At 67.8% G+C, this 18,230-nt stretch carries 13 protein-coding genes; 8 read left to right on the top strand and 5 right to left on the bottom strand.

Annotated elements, in window-relative coordinates; translation table 11 throughout:
* The first annotated feature begins 263 nt into the window (after positions 1–263).
* The 7 genes from acnA (at position 264) to ASC91_RS10360 (ending at position 9,489) form a co-directional block, all read left to right on the top strand.
* The gene (acnA, locus tag ASC91_RS10390; protein WP_056196077.1) at positions 264–2,975 is read left to right on the top strand and encodes an aconitate hydratase AcnA; all 2,712 of its coding nucleotides are present in this window, start codon (positions 264–266) and stop codon (positions 2,973–2,975) included.
* A gap of 259 nt (positions 2,976–3,234) precedes the next feature.
* Positions 3,235–4,308, top strand: coding sequence for a M35 family metallo-endopeptidase (locus ASC91_RS10385; protein WP_056196074.1), 1,074 nt, complete (start codon positions 3,235–3,237; stop codon positions 4,306–4,308).
* A 146-nt stretch (positions 4,309–4,454) separates the two neighbouring features.
* A complete protein-coding gene (locus ASC91_RS10380) occupies positions 4,455–4,907 on the top strand; it encodes a hypothetical protein (RefSeq protein ID WP_056196073.1) in 453 nt (150 codons plus the stop codon).
* Positions 4,908–4,980: 73 nt separating this feature from the next.
* Positions 4,981–6,084: an acyltransferase gene (locus ASC91_RS10375; RefSeq protein ID WP_056196070.1), complete on the top strand. Its 1,104-nt coding sequence runs from the start codon at positions 4,981–4,983 to the stop codon at positions 6,082–6,084.
* A complete protein-coding gene (locus tag ASC91_RS10370; protein WP_056196067.1) occupies positions 6,081–6,524 on the top strand; it encodes a helix-turn-helix transcriptional regulator in 444 nt (147 codons plus the stop codon). Before ASC91_RS10375 ends, ASC91_RS10370 begins: the two co-directional genes overlap by 4 nt.
* Before the next feature lie 40 nt (positions 6,525–6,564).
* Positions 6,565–6,975: a VOC family protein gene (locus tag ASC91_RS10365; RefSeq protein WP_056196064.1), complete on the top strand. Its 411-nt coding sequence runs from the start codon at positions 6,565–6,567 to the stop codon at positions 6,973–6,975.
* Between the two features lie 132 nt (positions 6,976–7,107).
* Positions 7,108–9,489 (top strand): excinuclease ABC subunit UvrA, encoded by a 2,382-nt coding sequence (locus ASC91_RS10360; RefSeq protein WP_082532585.1) that lies wholly within the window; start codon positions 7,108–7,110, stop codon positions 9,487–9,489.
* Here the strand turns inward: ASC91_RS10360 and ASC91_RS10355 are convergent.
* Positions 9,486–11,153 carry an ATP-binding protein gene (locus tag ASC91_RS10355; protein ID WP_157281418.1) on the bottom strand — a complete coding sequence of 556 codons (1,668 nt, stop codon included), beginning with the start codon at positions 11,151–11,153 and terminating at the stop codon, positions 9,486–9,488. The genes ASC91_RS10360 and ASC91_RS10355 overlap by 4 nt on opposite strands.
* A gap of 9 nt (positions 11,154–11,162) precedes the next feature.
* The gene (locus tag ASC91_RS10350) at positions 11,163–12,095 is read right to left on the bottom strand and encodes a hypothetical protein (RefSeq protein WP_056196059.1); all 933 of its coding nucleotides are present in this window, start codon (positions 12,093–12,095) and stop codon (positions 11,163–11,165) included.
* 493 nt (positions 12,096–12,588) lie between these two features.
* Here ASC91_RS10350 and ASC91_RS10345 point away from each other — a divergent pair, with 493 nt between their 5' ends.
* Positions 12,589–14,700 (top strand): TonB-dependent siderophore receptor, encoded by a 2,112-nt coding sequence (locus ASC91_RS10345; protein ID WP_056196057.1) that lies wholly within the window; start codon positions 12,589–12,591, stop codon positions 14,698–14,700.
* Here the strand turns inward: ASC91_RS10345 and ASC91_RS10340 are convergent.
* From ASC91_RS10340 to ASC91_RS10330, 3 genes are read right to left on the bottom strand one after another with little or no spacing between them, the layout of a single operon-like run.
* Complete coding sequence (locus ASC91_RS10340) at positions 14,688–15,470, bottom strand: citrate/2-methylcitrate synthase (RefSeq protein ID WP_056196054.1); 783 nt, start codon at positions 15,468–15,470, stop codon at positions 14,688–14,690. The genes ASC91_RS10345 and ASC91_RS10340 overlap by 13 nt on opposite strands.
* Positions 15,467–16,267 carry a citrate/2-methylcitrate synthase gene (locus tag ASC91_RS10335; RefSeq protein ID WP_056196051.1) on the bottom strand — a complete coding sequence of 267 codons (801 nt, stop codon included), beginning with the start codon at positions 16,265–16,267 and terminating at the stop codon, positions 15,467–15,469. Before ASC91_RS10335 ends, ASC91_RS10340 begins: the two co-directional genes overlap by 4 nt.
* A complete protein-coding gene (locus ASC91_RS10330; RefSeq protein ID WP_235531937.1) occupies positions 16,264–18,117 on the bottom strand; it encodes a thiamine pyrophosphate-binding protein in 1,854 nt (617 codons plus the stop codon). Before ASC91_RS10330 ends, ASC91_RS10335 begins: the two co-directional genes overlap by 4 nt.
* Positions 18,118–18,230: the final 113 nt, after the last annotated feature.

Here is an 18,230-nt window from a genome sequence, read left to right as displayed (position 1 = left end):
CCGCGCTGGGGTGGCCAAGGGTGCAGAGCTAGGCGCAGTCCGCCGCCCAGGCTGGCCGCCTGGGCAAGGGCTGCAACAACGCGCTGCGCCCTTGGCCACCCCAGCCCGAAGGGTGAGGTCCCGCTCAGGGCCAACTCGTTGTTGCAAGTGCTCGCCGGGTCACCAACCCGACTGCGCCTTGCGCCTAGATTTGGCCCTGAGCGGGACCTCACGCGGGGACGACTCACAGGCCAATAGACCCCAGTCATCCTATAGGAGTAACCATGCCGAAACCCGCGGCCCACGCGTTTGCAAACACCCAGGCCAAGTTCAAGCTCGCCGCAGGCAAGTCCGGGCAGTTTTTCTCCCTGCCCAAGCTGGCCGAGGCCTACCCGAACGTGGCGCGCATGCCGATCTCGATGCGCATCGTGCTGGAAAGCGTGCTGCGCAACTGCGACGGCAAGAAAGTGACGGCCGAGCATGTCGAGCAACTGGCCAACTGGAAGCCCAATGCCGCCCGCGTCGATGAGATCCCCTTCGTCGTCGCTCGCGTGGTGCTGCAGGACTTCACCGGCGTGCCCTTGCTGGCCGACCTGGCCGCCATGCGCAACGTGGCCGCCGCGATGGGCAAGAACCCCAAAGCCATCGAACCGCTGGTGCCGGTGGACCTCGTCGTCGACCACTCGGTCATGATCGACTACTACGGCACCAAGAAGGCGCTGGACCTGAACATGAAGCTGGAGTTCGAGCGCAACCGCGAGCGCTACGAGTTCATGAAGTGGGGCATGCAGGCCTTCGACACCTTCGGCGTCGTACCGCCCGGCTTCGGCATCGTCCACCAGGTCAACCTCGAGTACCTGGCGCGCGGCGTGCACAAGGGCAAGGACGGCGTCTTCTACCCGGACAGCCTCGTCGGCACCGACAGCCACACGACCATGATCAACGGCATCGGCGTCGTCGGCTGGGGCGTGGGCGGCATCGAGGCCGAGGCCGGCATGCTGGGCCAGCCGGTCTATTTCCTGACGCCTGACGTGGTCGGCTTCGAGCTGACGGGCCAACTGCGCGAGGGCGTGACGGCCACCGACCTGGTGCTCACCGTCACCGAGATCCTGCGCAAGCACAAGGTCGTCGGCAAGTTCGTCGAGTTCTTCGGCGAAGGCACCCGCACGCTGGCCCTGCCCGACCGCGCGACGATTGCCAACATGGCGCCCGAGTACGGCGCCACCATGGGCTTCTTCCCGGTCGACGAGAAGACCGTCGACTACTTCAAGGGCACGGGCCGCACCGCCGCCGAGATCGAGGCCTTCGAGGCCTATTGGCGGGCTCAAGGCATGTTCGGCGTGCCCAAGGCGGGCGACATCGACTTCACCTCGGTGGTCTCGCTGGACCTGGGCACCGTGGCGCCCAGCCTGGCCGGCCCCAAGCGCCCGCAGGACCGCATCGAGATCACGAATCTCGCCTCCACCTTCGCGCAGCTCTTCAGCAAGCCCACCGCCGAGAACGGTTTCAACCAGCCCGCGGACAAGCTGGCGCAGAACTTCGTCACCGAATCGGGCCTGCCGGTGAAGAACGGCGACGTGCTGATCGCTGCCATCACCTCCTGCACCAACACCAGCAACCCCAGCGTGCTGCTGGCCGCCGGCCTGCTGGCCAAGAAGGCGGTGGAAGCCGGCCTCACGGTCGCCCCGCACATCAAGACGTCCCTCGCGCCCGGCTCGCGCATCGTCACCGAGTACCTGGAGAAGGCCGGCCTGCTGCCCTATCTGGAAAAGCTCGGCTTCAACGTCGCCGCCTATGGCTGCACGACCTGCATCGGCAACGCCGGCGACCTGACGCCCGAGCTGAACAAGCTCATCCAGGACAACGACCTGGTCTGCGCGGCCGTGCTGTCGGGCAATCGCAACTTCGAGGCCCGCATCCACCCCAACCTCAAGGCCAACTTCCTGGCCAGCCCGCCGCTGGTCGTGGCCTATGCCATCGCTGGTACCGTGACCCGCGACCTGATGACGCAGCCCGTGGGCTACAACAGCAAGGGCCATCCCGTCTTCCTGGGCGACATCTGGCCCAGCAGCGACGAGATCTACGCGCTGATGAAGCATGCGATGGACCCCGTTGCCTTCAAGGCCAACTACGACCAGGTCGCCACCAAGCCCGGCAAGCTGTGGGACGCCATCAAGGGCGTCAAGGGCCAGGTCTACAACTGGCCCAAGAGCACCTACATCGCCCAGCCGCCTTTCTTCGAAGGCTTCACGATGATCCCACCGGCGCTGGTGTCTGGCGTCAAGGGCGCCAAGGTCATGGCGCTGTTCGGCGATTCGATCACCACCGACCACATCAGCCCGGCCGGCTCCTTCAAGGAGACGACGCCGGCCGGCCAGTTCCTGACGGCCAACGGCGTGGCCAAGGCCGACTTCAATTCCTACGGCGCGCGCCGCGGCAACCATGACGTGATGATGCGCGGCACCTTCGCCAATGTGCGCGTGAAGAACCTGATGCTGCCCGCCCGGCCCGACGGCTCGCGCGAGGAAGGCGGCTACACGCTGAAGGGCGGCCAGCAGACCACCATCTACGACGCCGCCATGGCCTATATCCAGGAAGGCACGCCCACCGTCATCTTCGCGGGCGAGGAATACGGCACCGGGTCGAGTCGAGATTGGGCCGCGAAGGGAACTCAACTGCTGGGCATCAAGGCCGTCATCGCCAAGAGTTTCGAGCGCATCCACCGCAGCAACCTGATCGGCATGGGTGTGCTGCCGCTGCAGTTCAAGGCCGGCACGAGCTGGGAGTCGCTGGGCCTGACCGGCGCGGAGACGATAGACATCGGCCTGGCCGAGGTGATCAAGCCGCAAGGCGACGCGGCGATGACGATCACCTACGCCGACGGATCGGTCAGGCAGGTACCGCTGACGCTGCGCATCGACACGGCCATCGAGGTGGACTACTACTACCACGGCGGCATCCTGCCGTTCGTGTTGAGACAGTTGCTCGCGGCCTGAGACCTCTCGCCCAAGGAGTACCTTGGTCGGTCTCCCGAGGAGACGGCGATGCTTGCCGGATTGACCGGCAAGCACATCGCCCAACGCGGGCCGGCTAGGGAGCGGCCCGGCGCTCGACCCGCAAGTCCTCCCCCTGTCTAGACAAGTACGCAGCAGGTTTATGGGACAGGTTTGTCCCACGACACGCACGCCATCCACCTCACCAGAATCCGCGGCTTCTTCAACCCAGTGCCCCGACCCGGGGCCGACAGGAGCTTGCATGAAGACCTGGTTCAAGCTGACCGCCGCTGCCCTTGCCGTTGCTGCCATGAGCAGCAGCCATGCCGCCAGCACCGAGTGCCTGGATGTGCGCGTGAGCAACGCCTCGCCCGTCGTGAACGGCGATGTGGACGTCCACGTGGACGTCGCCGTGACCAACCAGTGCCGCACCGCCGTGCAGGTGCTGCGCTGGCAGCTACCCAGCGACACCATGAGCGGCTCGCTGTTCACCGTGACGCGCGACGACCGCCCGGTTCGCTACACCGGCGCCGTCATCAAGCGCGCGGCGCCCCAGGCCAAGGACTATGTGGAGATCGCCGCTGGCGCCACGCTGAACTACAAGGTCGAACTGACCGGCCACTACGACTTCAGCAAGAACGGCCGCTACGCCATCGAGTTCCACAGCGACCGCGGCACCCACGGCTCGGGCGCCCAGTCCATGCACAGCGCGACGACCACCTACCTGTGGGCGCAGGGCCGCAACGAGAAGCTGGACGCTGCCAGCGCCGACGACGAGGCGGCCACCACGATGCGCGCCAACGCCACCGCGGCAGCCGCCAGCATCTCCTACACCGGCTCCTGCACCAGCAGCCAGAAGTCCTCGCTGGCCTCAGCCGTCACGGCAGCCACCAACTACGCGTCCAGCTCGACCACCTACCTCAACGGCACGCCGTCGGGCACGCCGCGCTACACGAGCTGGTTCGGCGCCTACACCTCGTCACGCTGGAACACGGCCAAGGATCACTTCACCAAGGCCCGCAACGCCTTCCAGACCGCCGCCCTGACGCTGGACTGCAGCTGCAAGGACAGCGGCACCTACGCCTATGTCTACCCGACGCAGCCGTACAAGATCTACGTCTGCGGCGCCTTCTGGAGCGCGCCGATGACGGGCACCGACAGCAAGGGCGGCACCCTGGTGCACGAGATGATGCATTTCAACGTCATTGCCGGCACCGACGACTGGGCCTATGGCCAGAGCGCGGCCAAGAGCCTGGCCAAGTCCAGCCCCACCAAGGCGCTGGACAACTCGGACAACCACGAATACTTCGCTGAGAACAGCCCCTTCCAGAACTGAGTTCCCTCGCGTTTGACGCGCCGCCTTCGGGCGGCGCTTTTTGTTGGGGGCTGCCGATCGTGCGGCCCTGGGCTAGGCTCGCAACCATGCGTCTTCACCGCCTATATCTCGCAACCGCCGCCTTGTTCACAGCCTGCCTTTCGCCCATGGCCCTTGCCGTAACGCCCCTGCAGCATGCCGAGCTGAGCTGCCAGTTCCAGGCCACACCCAAGCCCGACGGCCAGGTGTTGCTGCAGTTCAAGCTGAGCAACAACGGCAAGCGCGCTCTGCACCTGCTGCGCTGGGGCAGCCCCTTCGAGGGCGCCTGGTTCGGGCCCTTTGTGCAGGCCAGCACGCCACAGGGGAAACTGACTTTCCAGGGCGCGATGCGCAAACGCGGCGATCCGTCGGCCCAGGACTATCTGCACCTGGCCGCAGGCGAGAGCCTGAGCGTTGAACTCGTCTTGAACGAAGCCTTCACGGTGCCTCCCAACGGCACCCTGCGATTGCAGGCCCACTGGCATTGGCACGACATGATGCTCCGCGGCACGCCGCCACGGCCGCGCGCTCAACACCGCGGTCTGGACCAGGACTGCGGCGAAGTCACGCTGAACCGCTGACGGCCTCACCTGACGAACGACTGCCGCCGACAGCGGCGTTACGCTGCCGCCCTTTCGCTCCCCCCCGCCCTCCATGCACCGCCTTCCCGGCCTCGACCTCCTGCGCAGCATCGCCATCGTCTGGGTGATGTGCTTCCACACCTTCCTCATCGGTGGCCTGGGGCCGGACTGGACCTGGCTGACCCGCTTCGGTTGGGCGGGCGTGGACATATTCTTCGTGCTCAGCGGCTTCCTGATCGGCTCGCAACTGCTGCGCAAGCTGCAGCGGGGCGAAGCGCTGCGCTTGAGCGACTTCTACTGGCGCCGGGCCTGGCGCATCCTGCCGGCCTTTGCCGTCGTGCTGGCCGTCTACGTGACCTTCCCGGTGCTGCGCGAGGAGCCGAACCTGGAAGCCTGGTGGCAGTTCGCCAGCTTCACGCTCAACCTGCTGATCGACTACGGCCACAACCAGGCCTTCTCGCATGCCTGGTCGCTGTGCGTGGAGGAGCATTTCTATCTGCTCTTCCCGCTCTTGGCCTGGTGGATCACACGTCGTCCCTCCTCTGCACGCTTCGCCGGCCTGTGCGCCGCCCTGGTGCTGGGCGGCATTGCGCTGCGCGCCGGCATCTGGCTGCACAACGACGCCATCCAGCCGCAGCGACCCTGGTTCATCGAGGACATCTACTACCCGACCTGGACGCGGCTGGACGGACTGCTGATGGGCATCATGCTGGCCGCGCTACGCGTCTACCGGCCGCAGCTGTGGACGCGGCTGCAGGCGCGCTCGACGGCGCTCTGGTTCACCGGGTTGGCCATGACCGCCCTCGCCTTCTGGCTGTTCCGCGACCGCACCGGCCTGGTTGCCAACGCGGTTGGCTGGCCGCTGCTTTCTTTCGGCTTCGGCCTGCTCGTACTGGCGGCCAGCACGCCGCGGGCCTGGGCCGTGCCCGGCACGGGCTGGCTGGCAGCCATCTCCTACAGCCTTTACCTGAGCCACAAGATCGCGATGCACGTCGTGCATGTCTGGATCGCACCGGCGCTGCCGCTGCAGGGACCGGCGCTGTTCCCGGTTTATGCCGTCGTCATCCTGGCCGTTGGCGCCGCCCTGCACTATCTCGTCGAAAAGCCGGGCTTGCAACTGCGCGACCGCCTGGCCCGCTCGCCGCGAGCCGTCGAAGCTGGCAGCATGCCGGCATGACGATCCAACCCGGCTCCGAACTCCACCTGCGCGACCTCGCCCGGCTGCGCCGCGTGCGCGACCGCATCGACCGCGAGTACGCCCAGCCCCTGGACGTCGAGGCCCTGGCGCGCGGCGTGCACATGTCGGGCGGCCACCTCAGCCGGCAGTTCCGGCTGGCCTACGGCGAGTCGGTCTACAGCTATCTGATGACGCGGCGCATCGAACGCGCCATGGCCCTGCTGCGGCGTGGCGACCTGAGCGTCACCGAGGTCTGCTTCACCGTCGGCTGCTCGTCGCTCGGCACCTTCAGCACGCGCTTCAGCGAACTGGTGGGCCGGTCGCCAAGCGCCTACAAGCGCGACCAGGCACAGGCGACGGCGGGCATGCCGTCGTGCGTCGCGCGCCAGGTGACGAAACCGATCAGGAATCGAGAAGCGCCGCAAGAAAGCGAAACCTAGACTTCTTTCCGTGCCCTAACCCCTTCACGGAGACACCCAAATGGACATCAGCATTCACTCCAGCTTCCTGCCCCAATCCGACCCGGAAGCTTCGCTGGCCTTCTACCGCGACACCCTCGGCTTCGAGGTGCGCAACGACGTCGGCTACAACGGCCTGCGCTGGATCACGGTCGGCCCGGTCGGCCAGCCGGGCACCTCCATCGTGCTGCACCCGCCGGCGGTCACGCCGGGCGTCACCGAGGACGAGCGCCGCACCATCACCGAGATGATGGCCAAGGGCACCTTCGGCATGCTGATCCTGGCCACCGCTGACCTGGACAAGACCTTTGCCAAGCTGCAGGCCGAGGACGCCGAGATCGTCGAGGAGCCGACCATGCAACCCTATGGCGTGCGCGACTGCGCCGTCCGCGACCCCGCCGGCAATCTGCTGCGCATCCAGGAAAGAAACTGAAGCCCCTCGTCCAAGGATTACCTTGGCCGGTCCCCCGAGGGGACGGCGATGCTTGCGGCATTGAGCCGCAAGCACATCGCCAGCGCGGGCCGGCTAGGGAGCGGCCCGTCGCTCGCCCCGCAGGAAACTGAAATGACCATAGCAGACAACCACGACCGCATCCGCGTGCAGGGTGCGCGGGAAAACAACCTCAAGGACGTCAGCGTCGACATCCCCAAGCGGCGGCTGACCGTGTTCACCGGCGTGTCCGGCTCGGGCAAGAGCTCGCTGGTCTTCGGCACCATCGCAGCCGAGTCGCAGCGCCTCATCAACGAGACCTACAGCGCCTTCGTGCAGGGCTTCATGCCCACGCTGACGCGGCCCGAGGTGGATGTGCTGGAGGGCATCACCACGGCCATCATCGTCGACCAGGAGCGCATGGGCGCCAATGCCCGCTCCACGGTCGGCACGGCCACCGACGCCAACGCCATGCTGCGCATCCTGTTCAGCCGCGTCGGCAAACCCCACATCGGCCCGCCCAGCGCCTTTGCCTTCAATGTGCCGTCGGTGCAGGCCACTGGCGTCATCACCGTCGACAAGGGCGGCGCCAGCAAGGCCGTCAAGCAGACCTTCTCGCGCACCGGCGGTATGTGCCCGCGCTGCGAGGGCATGGGATCGGTGTCGGACTTCGACCTCGACCAGCTCTACGACTCGAGCAAGTCCCTCAACGGCGGCGCCATCAACATCCCCGGCTACAGCATGGAAGGTTGGTACGGCCGCATCTTCCGCGGCTGCGGCTTCTTCGACCCCGACAAGCCCATTGCCAAGTTCACCAAGCGCGAGTTGCATGACCTGCTGCACAAGGAGGCGACCAAGATCAAGGTCGACGGCATCAACCTGACGTATGCCGGCCTCATCCCCTCGATCCAGAAGTCCTTTCTGTCGAAGGACGTCGATGCGCTGCAGCCGCACATCCGTGCCTTTGTCGACCGCGTCATCACCTTCCAGACCTGCCCCGAATGCCATGGCACGCGGCTCAGCGAAGCGGCCCGCAGCTGCAAGATCGGCAAGCACAGCATCGCCGACGCCTGCTCAATGCAGATCAGCGACCTGGCCGACTGGGTGCGCGGCTTGAAGGGCGCCGAGGTCGCACCGCTGCTGAAGGCCCTGAGCCATCTGCTCGATGCCTTTGCCGAGATCGGCCTGGGCTATCTGTCGCTGGACCGGCCAACCGGCACGCTGTCCGGTGGCGAGGCCCAGCGCGTGAAGATGATCCGCCACCTCGGCTCGTCGCTGACCGATGTCAGCTATGTCTTCGACGAGCCGACCACCGGCCTGCACCCGCACGACATCCAGCGCATGAACGAGCTGCTGGGCCGCCTGCGCGACAAGGGCAACACCGTCCTCGTCGTCGAGCACAAGCCCGAGGTCATCGCGATTGCCGACCATGTCGTCGACCTCGGTCCCGGTGCCGGTGCGGCCGGCGGCGAGGTCGTCTATGAAGGCAGCGTCGCCGGCCTGCGCAAGAGCGGCACGCTGACGGGCCGACACCTCGACGACCGCGCCGCGCTGAAGGACAAGCTGCGCAAGCCCGCTGGCGCGCTGAAGATTCGCGGCGCCAGCACGCACAACCTGCAGAAGGTCAACGTTGACATCCCGCTCGGCGTGCTCTGCGTCGTCACCGGCGTGGCCGGCTCGGGCAAGAGCTCGCTGATCCACGGCTCGGTGTCCAAGCTGGATGGCGTCGTCGCCATCGACCAGGCCGCCATCCGCGGTTCGCGGCGCAGCAACCCGGCCACCTACACCGGCCTGCTCGACCCCATCCGCAGCGCCTTTGCCAAGGCCAACGGCGTCAAGCCCGCCCTCTTCAGCGCCAACTCCGAGGGCGCCTGCCCGACCTGCAACGGCAACGGCCTGATCTTCACCGACCTCGGCCCGATGGCCACGGTGTCCACCGTCTGCGAGGACTGCGGCGGCAAGCGCTTCCAGGCCGCGGTGCTCGAGTACAAGCTGGCGGGGCGCGACATCAGCGAGGTGCTGGCGATGTCGGTCGCCGAGGCCACCACCTTCTTCGGCGGCGGCGCGGCCAAGACGCCGGCGGCGCATGCCATCCTGGAAAGGCTGGCCGACGTCGGCCTGGGCTATGTCAGCCTCGGCCAGCCGCTGACCACCTTGTCCGGTGGCGAGCGCCAACGTCTCAAGCTGGCGACGCAGATGGCCGAGAAGGGCGACGTCTATGTGCTGGACGAGCCGACAGCCGGCCTGCACCTGGCCGACGTCGAACAACTGCTCGGCCTGCTGGACCGCCTCGTGGACGCCGGCAAGTCCGTCATCGTCATCGAGCACCACCAGGCCGTCATGGCGCATGCGGACTGGATCATCGACCTCGGCCCAGGCGCGGGCCATGACGGTGGCCGGGTCGTCTTCGAGGGCACACCGGCCGATCTGATTGCCAAGCCCTCCACTCTGACGGGCGAGCATCTGGCGGACTACGTCGGCGCGACCAAGCCCAAGGGGCGAGCCAAGAAATCCTAGGCCTGCACCGGCACGCTGATCTCGAACCAGAACCGGCTGCCTTGCGCCAGCCGGCTCTCCAGCTTGATCTCGCCGCCCATCATGCGCACCAGCTGTCGGCTGATGGCCAGGCCCAGGCCCGTGCCACCGACACGCTGCTCGGCATTGCCGGCCTGCTCGAAGGGCTCGAACAGGCGGTAGACCTGGTCGTCGGCGATGCCCACGCCAGTGTCCTGCACCTCGAAGCACAGCCGCACATGGCCCGGCTCGGCGTCGGCCAGCGGCGGCAGCGCGCGCGCCATCAGCAGCACGCCGCCGACATGGGTGAACTTGACCGCGTTGCCCAGCAGGTTCAGCAGGATCTGGTTGAGCCGCTTCTCGTCGGCCAGCACGACAGCGGGCAGCTGCGGGTCGAGCTGCAGATCGAGCGTGATGTGCTTGCCCTCGGCCATCACGCGCACGATGTCGATCACGGCCTGCAGGCGCGGGACCAGTTCGACGGGGCCGATGCGCAGCTCGGCCTTGCCGGCCTCGATGCGCGACAGGTCGAGGATGTCGACGATCAACGTCAGCAGGTGCTGGCCGCTGCTGTGGATGATGTCCAGGCCGTTGCGCTGCTTCGGCGTCAGGCCGTCGTCCATCTTCAGGATCTGCGCATAGCCCATGACGGCGTTCAGCGGCGTGCGCAGCTCGTGGCTCATGCGCGCCAGGAACTGGCTCTTGGCACGGCTGGCGATCTCGGCACGCTCCTTGGCATCGCTGAGTTCCAGCGTGCGCTCGGTCACCAGGTCCTCAAGGTGGTCACGGTGGGCGCCAAGTTCGGTCTCGCGCTCCTGCAGCGCAGTGATCATGCGGTTGAAGGTCTCGGCCATCGCCGCGATGTCCCGCGGGCCGCCGGCCGGCGCACGGGCATCGTTGTCGCCCAGCTCGACCCTCTCCATGGCCTCGGACAAGACACCCAGCGGCCGCGTCAGGCGCAGGATCAGGAAGCGCACCGCCAGCAGGAAGATGGTTGCAAACAGCACGGCCACGCCGAAGTTGGCGAGGAAGAGCGAGGCCTGGGTGCGGTGCAGCGTCGCCTTGCTCAGCACGATGCGCACATGGCCGAGCAGTTGCGCGGGGCGCAGCGTCACGTCAAAGGGTGAGGCCTCGGGGCGGGTCCAGACCGGTGCGGCGAAGGCCCAGCTGTCTTCCGTCTCCTGGTCGAGCCAGGGCTCGCTGGCCGCCGGGTCGGGCACGGCCGGTGACGTGGTTGTGGGCAGGCGGTCCCGCTCGGGGCCCAGCGCCAGCAGCAGCCGGCCCTTGGTGTCGCGGATCTCGATGCCCATCACGTCCGGGAAGGCCAGCGAGGCGCGCACCGCCTCCTCGGCGTTGTCGGCAGCGGCGTACAGCAGGGCCAGCGAGCTGTTGGACGCCAGGTTGGCTGCCACGCGCCCCCCCTGCTCCATCAGCATGGCCCGCACCTGGCGGCCACCTTGCCAGGCGTTGACGACCGCCATCAGCAAGGCCAGGCAGAGCGTGCCCAGCGCGACGGCGACGCTGAGATGGCGGCGGAACGAGGTCTCGCGCAACCAGCGCGCGTAGACGCGCAGCGGCCACGACCGCTGCGGCGGCGCGGCCACAGGCACGCTTTCATCCCGAAGGATGAGGGGCGGCTGGCTGTCCAGTGGAACGGGTGGCGTCACTCTCGAACCTCAGCTGGAGGGATAGACCAGATCGAATCCCGACTGCACGGTGGCGACGTCAAGTCCCAGGTGCGCGGCGGTGCGGATGTTGATGGCGGCGCGTGCCTGGCGCAACGGCAGCACGCCGGCCGCGCCCGCTTTAGGGTTGGACGCGAGGCGTTGGGCCGACACGGCCAGTGAGCGCCCGAGTTCATGGTTGTCCGGGTAGAGCGAAAACAGTGCGCCGCGCTTCACATGCGCCAGGTGGCTGGAGAACACGGCGATGTTGCGGTTCCAGCCTTCCTTGAGTACCAGCGTGAGCACGACGTTGTCGTCCACGGTCGTCGGGTCCTGCGGCAGCCAGACGGCGTCGCGGGCCGGGTCGGCCGAGGCCAGCAGCTGGGCGTAGGCGCGCAGAGCCTCGGCCTGATCGGCGGCTTCCTGGGCCAGCAGCTCCAGGCCTTCGGCCCGGGCCGCCTCGCGCGCCAGCTTCACCAGCCAGGTGTTCAGCTTGGGGTCGTAGACCAGGTGCACACGACGCGTGGACGACTTCAGGCGCCGGAGTCGCGCGAGCAGCAAGGCCGGGTCGGGCGCCAGCGTGTGGATGGGAAAGTTGCGGGCCTCGGACTCCTGCACCGACACGACGCAGCCGACCATCACGGCCAGCTCGTCGGCCAGCGCCGCCGCGACGCGCATGCCGCCGCGCCCCAGGCCGATCAATACCTTGACTTCTCGCTTGCGCACCTCGTCGGCGACCTGCGCCGGATTGGCGTTGCTGGCCAACGCGAAGCTCGTGACCGAGCCGCCGAGCCTGTCCTCGATGCCTTCGATGATGGTGGTGAAGACCTGGCGAAAGGGTTCGCCGAGTTCGGGATAGACAACCACCAGCGAGCGCCCGAGCTCGGCCGCCGCGGCCGGACCACCGGTCAGCACCACGGCACCGCCCAGGGCCTGCTGCAACAAGGCGCGGCGCGTGGCGGGGCGAAGGCAACCGGGCTCAGTCAAAAGAAGAACGCTGTGTGGCAGGGTCGGGACAGGTGGGCGGCATTATGCAAAGGCCCGGACGCCATGGCGGTACAGAGCCGGAACAGCGGCGCGCGCCGAGGAACAGCGTCGTCCTCGACATGCCGTTGCGCAGCAGCGGTTCAGGCATGAACAGGCTGCAGATGCCGAGGCGGATGCACAGCGGCAAACGCCACCGCAACGACGCCGAAAGCCCGTCGCAACGGCGCATGGCAAGGGGCTTTCGATAGGCAACCGGAGGCAATCAATGGGGCTCTGAGCGTTCCGACGCCGGGCGCAAGGTGGGGCATTATGCAGACGGCCACAGGCCTCATGCGCTCCGCTCCGGGAGGAGTTCACGATCGCGCCACAGTCTCTGACGCGACTAGCCGGACCGCCCCTGGGTAACAGCACAATACGCGCCCATTCACCCTCCACCTCGGAGACGCTGGCAATGAGACCTTTCTTTGGCTTGGTGATCCTCGGCGGCGTCTGCCTGACGGCCGCGTCGTCACCTGCCCTCGCGCAGGGGCCCAGCGAAGAGGAAGAACTGGCCCAGGTCTACGGCGACAAGACCACCATCAGCATCGCCACCGGTACGGCCCAGACCCTGCGCCGCGCGCCTGCCGTGGCGACCGTCATCACGGCCCAGGACATTGCCGTCATGGGCGCCGCCGACCTGGACGAGGTGCTGGAGACCGTGCCGGGCCTGCACGTGAGCCGCAGCACCGGGGCCTATTCGCCGCAGTACCTGATCCGCGGCGTGGCCAGCGATTTCAATCCGCAGGTGCTGATGCTGCAGAACGGCGTGCCCATGACCACGCTGTATGTCGGCAGCCGTGGCGTCATCTGGGGCGGCCTGCCGCTGCAGAACATCGCGCGCATCGAGATCATCCGCGGCCCAGGCTCGGCGCTGTATGGCGCCGACGCCTATTCGGGCGTCATCAACATCATCACCAAGAGCGCACAGGACATCCAAGGCACCGAGCTGGGCCTGCGCGCCGGCTCCTTCAGCACCCGGGACGCCTGGCTGCAGCATGGCGGCAAACTGGGCGCCCTTGACCTGGCCGCCTTCCTGCGCGTCGGGCGCAGCGATGGTTTCAGGCGCATCGTCGAGTCGGACGCCCAGACCGGCCTGGACGCCGTGTTCGGCACCCACGCCAGCCTGGCGCCGGGCCCCGTCAGCACGGGCTATCACGCCGTCGATGGCGGCCTGGAGCTGGGTTACGGCAAGTGGCGGCTGCACGCCGGCTACAAGGACCGCCGCGACGTGGGCACAGGCGCGGGCATCGCCGGCGCCCTCGATCCCGTGGGGCGAATGGGATCGCAACGCGCCGAACTCGATACGGGTCTCAGTGATGTCGACCTGTCGTCGGGGTGGCGGCTGAGCGTGAACGCCAGCTATCTGCACTACACGCAAAAGCTCTCCGTGCCCGTCCAACTGTTCCCGCCCGGGGCTTTTGGCGGCTCATTCCCGAACGGCGTGTTCGGCTCACCCAACACCTGGGAGCGGCAGGCGCGCCTGTCCACCGCCCTCACCTACAGCGGCTGGGCCGGCCATCATTGGCGCATCGGTCTCGGTCACGACGACCTGAATCTCTACCGCACCCGGGAGTTGAGGAACTTCAACGTCATCACGTCGGGGCCTCTCACCGGCGTGCCGGTTCCCACACCCGGCGGCCAGCTCATCGAGGCGCCGGTGAACGACTCCTTCCTGGCGCCTCACCAGCGCCGTGTCGACTACGCCTACATCCAGGACGAATGGAGCTTCGCCAGGGACTGGACATTGACGGCCGGCGTGCGGCAGGACCGCTATTCCGATTTCGGCCGCACCACCAACCCGCGCGTCGCGCTGGTGTGGGACGCCAGCCTGGACCTCACCGCCAAGCTGCTCTACGGCAGCGCGTTCCGGGCGCCGTCGTTCAACGAGCAATACGGCGTCAACCCGGTGGCCAGCGGCAATGCGGCCATCCGGCCCGAGACCATGCGCACGGTCGAAGCCGCGCTGCAGTGGCATGCCAGCCGGGAGCTGCAGCTGAACTTCAACGTCTTCCGCTATGCCATGGGGGACATCATCAAGACCACCTCCAACCCGGCGCCCGCACCCGGCGCGACCTTCCGCAATGCCGGCTCCCAGCATGGCACCGGCGCCGAGGTCGAGTGGGTGTGGGATGCGCGGCGCGATCTGCGCTTCACCGGCAACTATGCCTACCAACGCTCCATCGACGAGTTGAACCGGACCGACGCCGGCTATGCCCCGCACCACCACCTGAATGCACGGCTCGACTGGTCATTCGCGGGTGATTCCACCCTCAGCGGACGGGTCAACCGCGTGGGCGACCGCGTGCGCGTCTACGGCGATGCCCGCCCCAACCTGCCCGGCTACACGACGCTGGACCTGAGCCTCAGGACCGCACTTGCCAAGACGGGCTGGGAGCTGTCCTTCGCGCTGCTGAACGCCCTCAACGCCGATGTGCGCGAACCCAGCCTGCCCAGCACCGGCATTGCCAACGACCTGCCCATGGCGGGGCGCTCGCTGACAGCTCAAGCCAGCTACAAGTTCTGAGTTCCAGGCCAGCGCCTCTTGGGCGCGCCCTCATAGGCCATGTGATCACAGGACAGCGGGAACAGCGCGCCCGCGGGGCGCTCGGCGGCCTCGATATAGCAGGGCGTCATGCCCGCCAGCAGCATCGGCACCTGGAAGTGGTGGAATTCGGTGACCGACAGACCCAGGTCCGCCGCCAGTCCCGCGGTGAAAGCCGCATAGTTCATCTTCAGCCGCGCATCGCGTGCGACCAGCAAGCGCTCAACCTCGTGCGCCAGGGCGAGATGGGGTCCGCCGGCCAGCCCCAGCTCGCGGGCAATGCCCAGCAGCCAGGGCAGGCGCTCATCGGTCGAGTGGATGGGTCGGCCGTAGCCAAAGATGCGCCGCTGCGCCAGCTCCTGCTGCACGATGTCCGCCAGCGGTTCACCCGCGCTGACGCCGCGCTGCGCCTTGATGAGAAAGTCGATCGCCCGCACGCAGGGATGGCCACCGTAGACGGTCGCCTCCGACATGCCCAGCGCGGCCGACATGCCCAGCGCCGGCGTGCTGCGCGCACTGCCTGCCAGCGCCGCGACGCGGTTGTTCCACAGGCGCGCATCGGGGTAGCTGGTGCAGACCCACATCGCGTGCAGAAGCTTCAGCGCCGGTTCGTCGAAGCGCCGGCCGGTGATCGACAGCATGTAGAGCTCGACCCAGTCTGCGTGCCGCAGGTCTTCGTGCAGGTCATGGCCAAGGAAGACCGCACGGGTGCCGACAAAGGCCTTGCCGGCGCGTGTTGCCAACGGCTTCATGCGGCCACCTGTTCGGCAGGGTCGTTCAGCAGGTCCAGCTCGAAGAACGGGAACTGTTTGGGGCCGATGCCGCGCTGCTCCAGTGCATGCGCGGCGGCACCGGGCAGACGCAGCAGCAGGTAGAGCATCTCGCCCTGCTCTGCCGTGAAGCCCAGGTCGGTCAAGGCGGCGGCGGCCACGCCCGTCATGGCCAGCGGCATGCCCGCCACGGCTTCCAGCGCCGGCTGCTGGCTTGCCAGCCAGGCGCCGCGCAGGCTCCTGGTATTGCGCGCCAGGTGGGCCAGCAGTTGCTGGGCGAGGGGCGCCATGCGCTCGGCGTGCGCGTCGAAGCCAGGCAGGTGATCGCATTCGGGCCAGATGCTGGCCACGCCAGCGTCGGTCTGGCGGAGTGCCTGCGTCCACGGCGCGAGGTCGGTGCCGCAGCGCTGCCAGAGTTGCATCGCATGGAAGACCTCGCGCGCACCGCCTTGCTGGCCGGCGCCCACCGCCAGCGCGGCCATCAGGCTGGCGGCGGCGGTCGAGCCACCGGTGCCGGCGCACATCGCCGCATGCACCGACGGGTCGCGCGGCCCCGGATTGGCCAGCGCAAGTGCCAGGTCTTCCAGCAACGCAGCCTGCGCGGGCTCGGGCGCTTCACCGCGGAACAGCAGGAAGAGCATCTCGACCCAACGCGCACGCCCCAGCATCTCGCCATAGACGTCATAACCGTGGCAGTAGGCGGCGCGCGTGGCGAAGGCGTTGCCGGGCTCGGGCTCCTCCAGCCAGATGCGCGTGTGCACTCGTTGCAGCGCTGTCATCGCGCCGTACCCAGCGTCTTCATGCGCAGATTCATCGGCGGCACTTCCTCGCCGTCGATGCGGATGTCCAGCAGCGTCGGGCCCTGGCGCGACAGCAGCGCGTCGAAGTCCAACGCGTCCAGGTCCTTTGGCGAGCGGATCACGTGCCCCGGGATGCCCATGGCGGCGGCCATCATCGCGAAATCGACCTTGGGCAGCTGGAAGCCGATGGGCTCCGCGCCCGCCAGGCGCTGGCCATGCTTGACCATGCCCAGCGCGCCGTCGTTGAGCACGACATAGAGCACAGGCAGACCCAGCTCGGCGGCCACCGTGATCTCCTGGCCGTTCATCAGATAGCTGCCGTCGCCCGTCAGGCAGACGACCGGGCAGCGCCGGTTGGCCATCGCAATGCCCACCGCCGAACCAATGGCCCAACCCATGGGCGCGAAGTCCATCGTCACGCGCAGCCAGCTGGAGCTGCGCGAGCGCCTTTCCTTGCCGGCCGGCAGATAGGCACCACCCGGCATGCGGGCGCGCTGGTCGTGCGGCGCCAGATAGTGCACCGCCCAGGCGGCGCTGTTGCCGGCGTCGGCGACGAAACGGGTCTGCGGCGGGCAACGCTCGCTCAGGGTGGCCAGCAGGCGCTGCGGCTTCACCGGCGCGCTGTCGCTTTGGATGGCTTGCGGGTTGTCGACCATGGCCTCGTAGGCCTGGCGCGCCACCTGCGGATGCATGAAGGGCAGCAGTTGCCCTTCCGGACCGTTCTGCGACGGGGCCAGCAGCGTCATCAGCTGCTCGCACACCGACTTGATGTGGCCGCGCACATGCAGCCGCGCCATCTGCGAGCGCATCAGGTTCTCGTCGCTGTCGTCCACATGGACGAGGCGGCTGTTCAGCAGCGCGGCCGACCAGCCCCCGCTGTTGAACTCACCGAAGCCCGTGCCCAGGGCGATGACCAGATCGGGCTCGCTCGACAGCAGCTCGGCCGCGCTGGCGTGGCCGCCAAAGCCGAACACACCGCGAAAACGCGGGTGACGCGGGTTGATGAAGCCCTTGCCGTCGGGCGTCGTGATGAAGCTGCCGTCGGTCAGCTGCACCAGCTGCATCAATTCGTTGGCGGCATCGCCACATCCATCACCAATCAGCCACACGGGCTGGCGGGCCGAGAACAGCAGGCGCGCGAGCTGGCGCACGGAGGGCAGGTCAACCATGGCCGGCGCGCGGCGCAGCAGGCCGGCGAAGTCCGGCGTTTCCATGCCGTCGGGCAGAGGCTCGCGCAGGATGTCCACCGGGATGGACAGGTGACTGGGGCCGCTGGGGGCCCGCTGCGCCTGCATCAGCGCGTTGAAGAGCTTGGTGGGCAGTTGCTCGGCGTGCGAGACCAGCGAGTTGTAGCGCGTGCAGGGGCGGAACATCGCCATTGTGTTGATGCCGGTGCAGCTCGATTCCTGCAGCGCGCCCTTGCCGAAGTTCTTGATCGGCGGCTGGCCGGTGATGACCAGCATGGGCACGTTGTTGTCATAGGCGCAGGCCACGCCGGTGATCAGGTTGGTGGCACCCGGCCCCGAGGTAGCGATGCACACGCCGATGCGGCCGGTCTCGCGGGCATAGCCGTCGGCCATGTAAGCCGCACCTTGTTCGTTGCGGGCCACGACGGCCTGTGGGCCACCGCGGCGAGCGCTGCGCGCCAGGGCGTTGTAGAGCGGTTCGATGGCGCCGCCCGGGACGCCGAACACATATTCGACGCCCAGCGCGGCCAATGCATCGACCAGCAAATCGGCGGCGTCGCGCACGGCAGGTTCGCGCGCCCCATCCGACGCCGGATGGGACGCCTCGGTATAGAACGGGGCGAGAGCAGTATTTGATTCCACGTTGCAGCAGTCGATAGACACCGCACCGGAAGGCCGCATGGCGCTGCGAAGAGCGCCATGCACCTGCTTGTCGGCACGACATCGGGAAGGATGAGTCCACCATCGATGAACCC

Source organism: Pelomonas sp. Root1237, assembly GCF_001425055.1.
Classification (GTDB): domain Bacteria; phylum Pseudomonadota; class Gammaproteobacteria; order Burkholderiales; family Burkholderiaceae_C; genus Pelomonas.
This window is presented reverse-complemented; position numbering and strand designations above follow the sequence as displayed.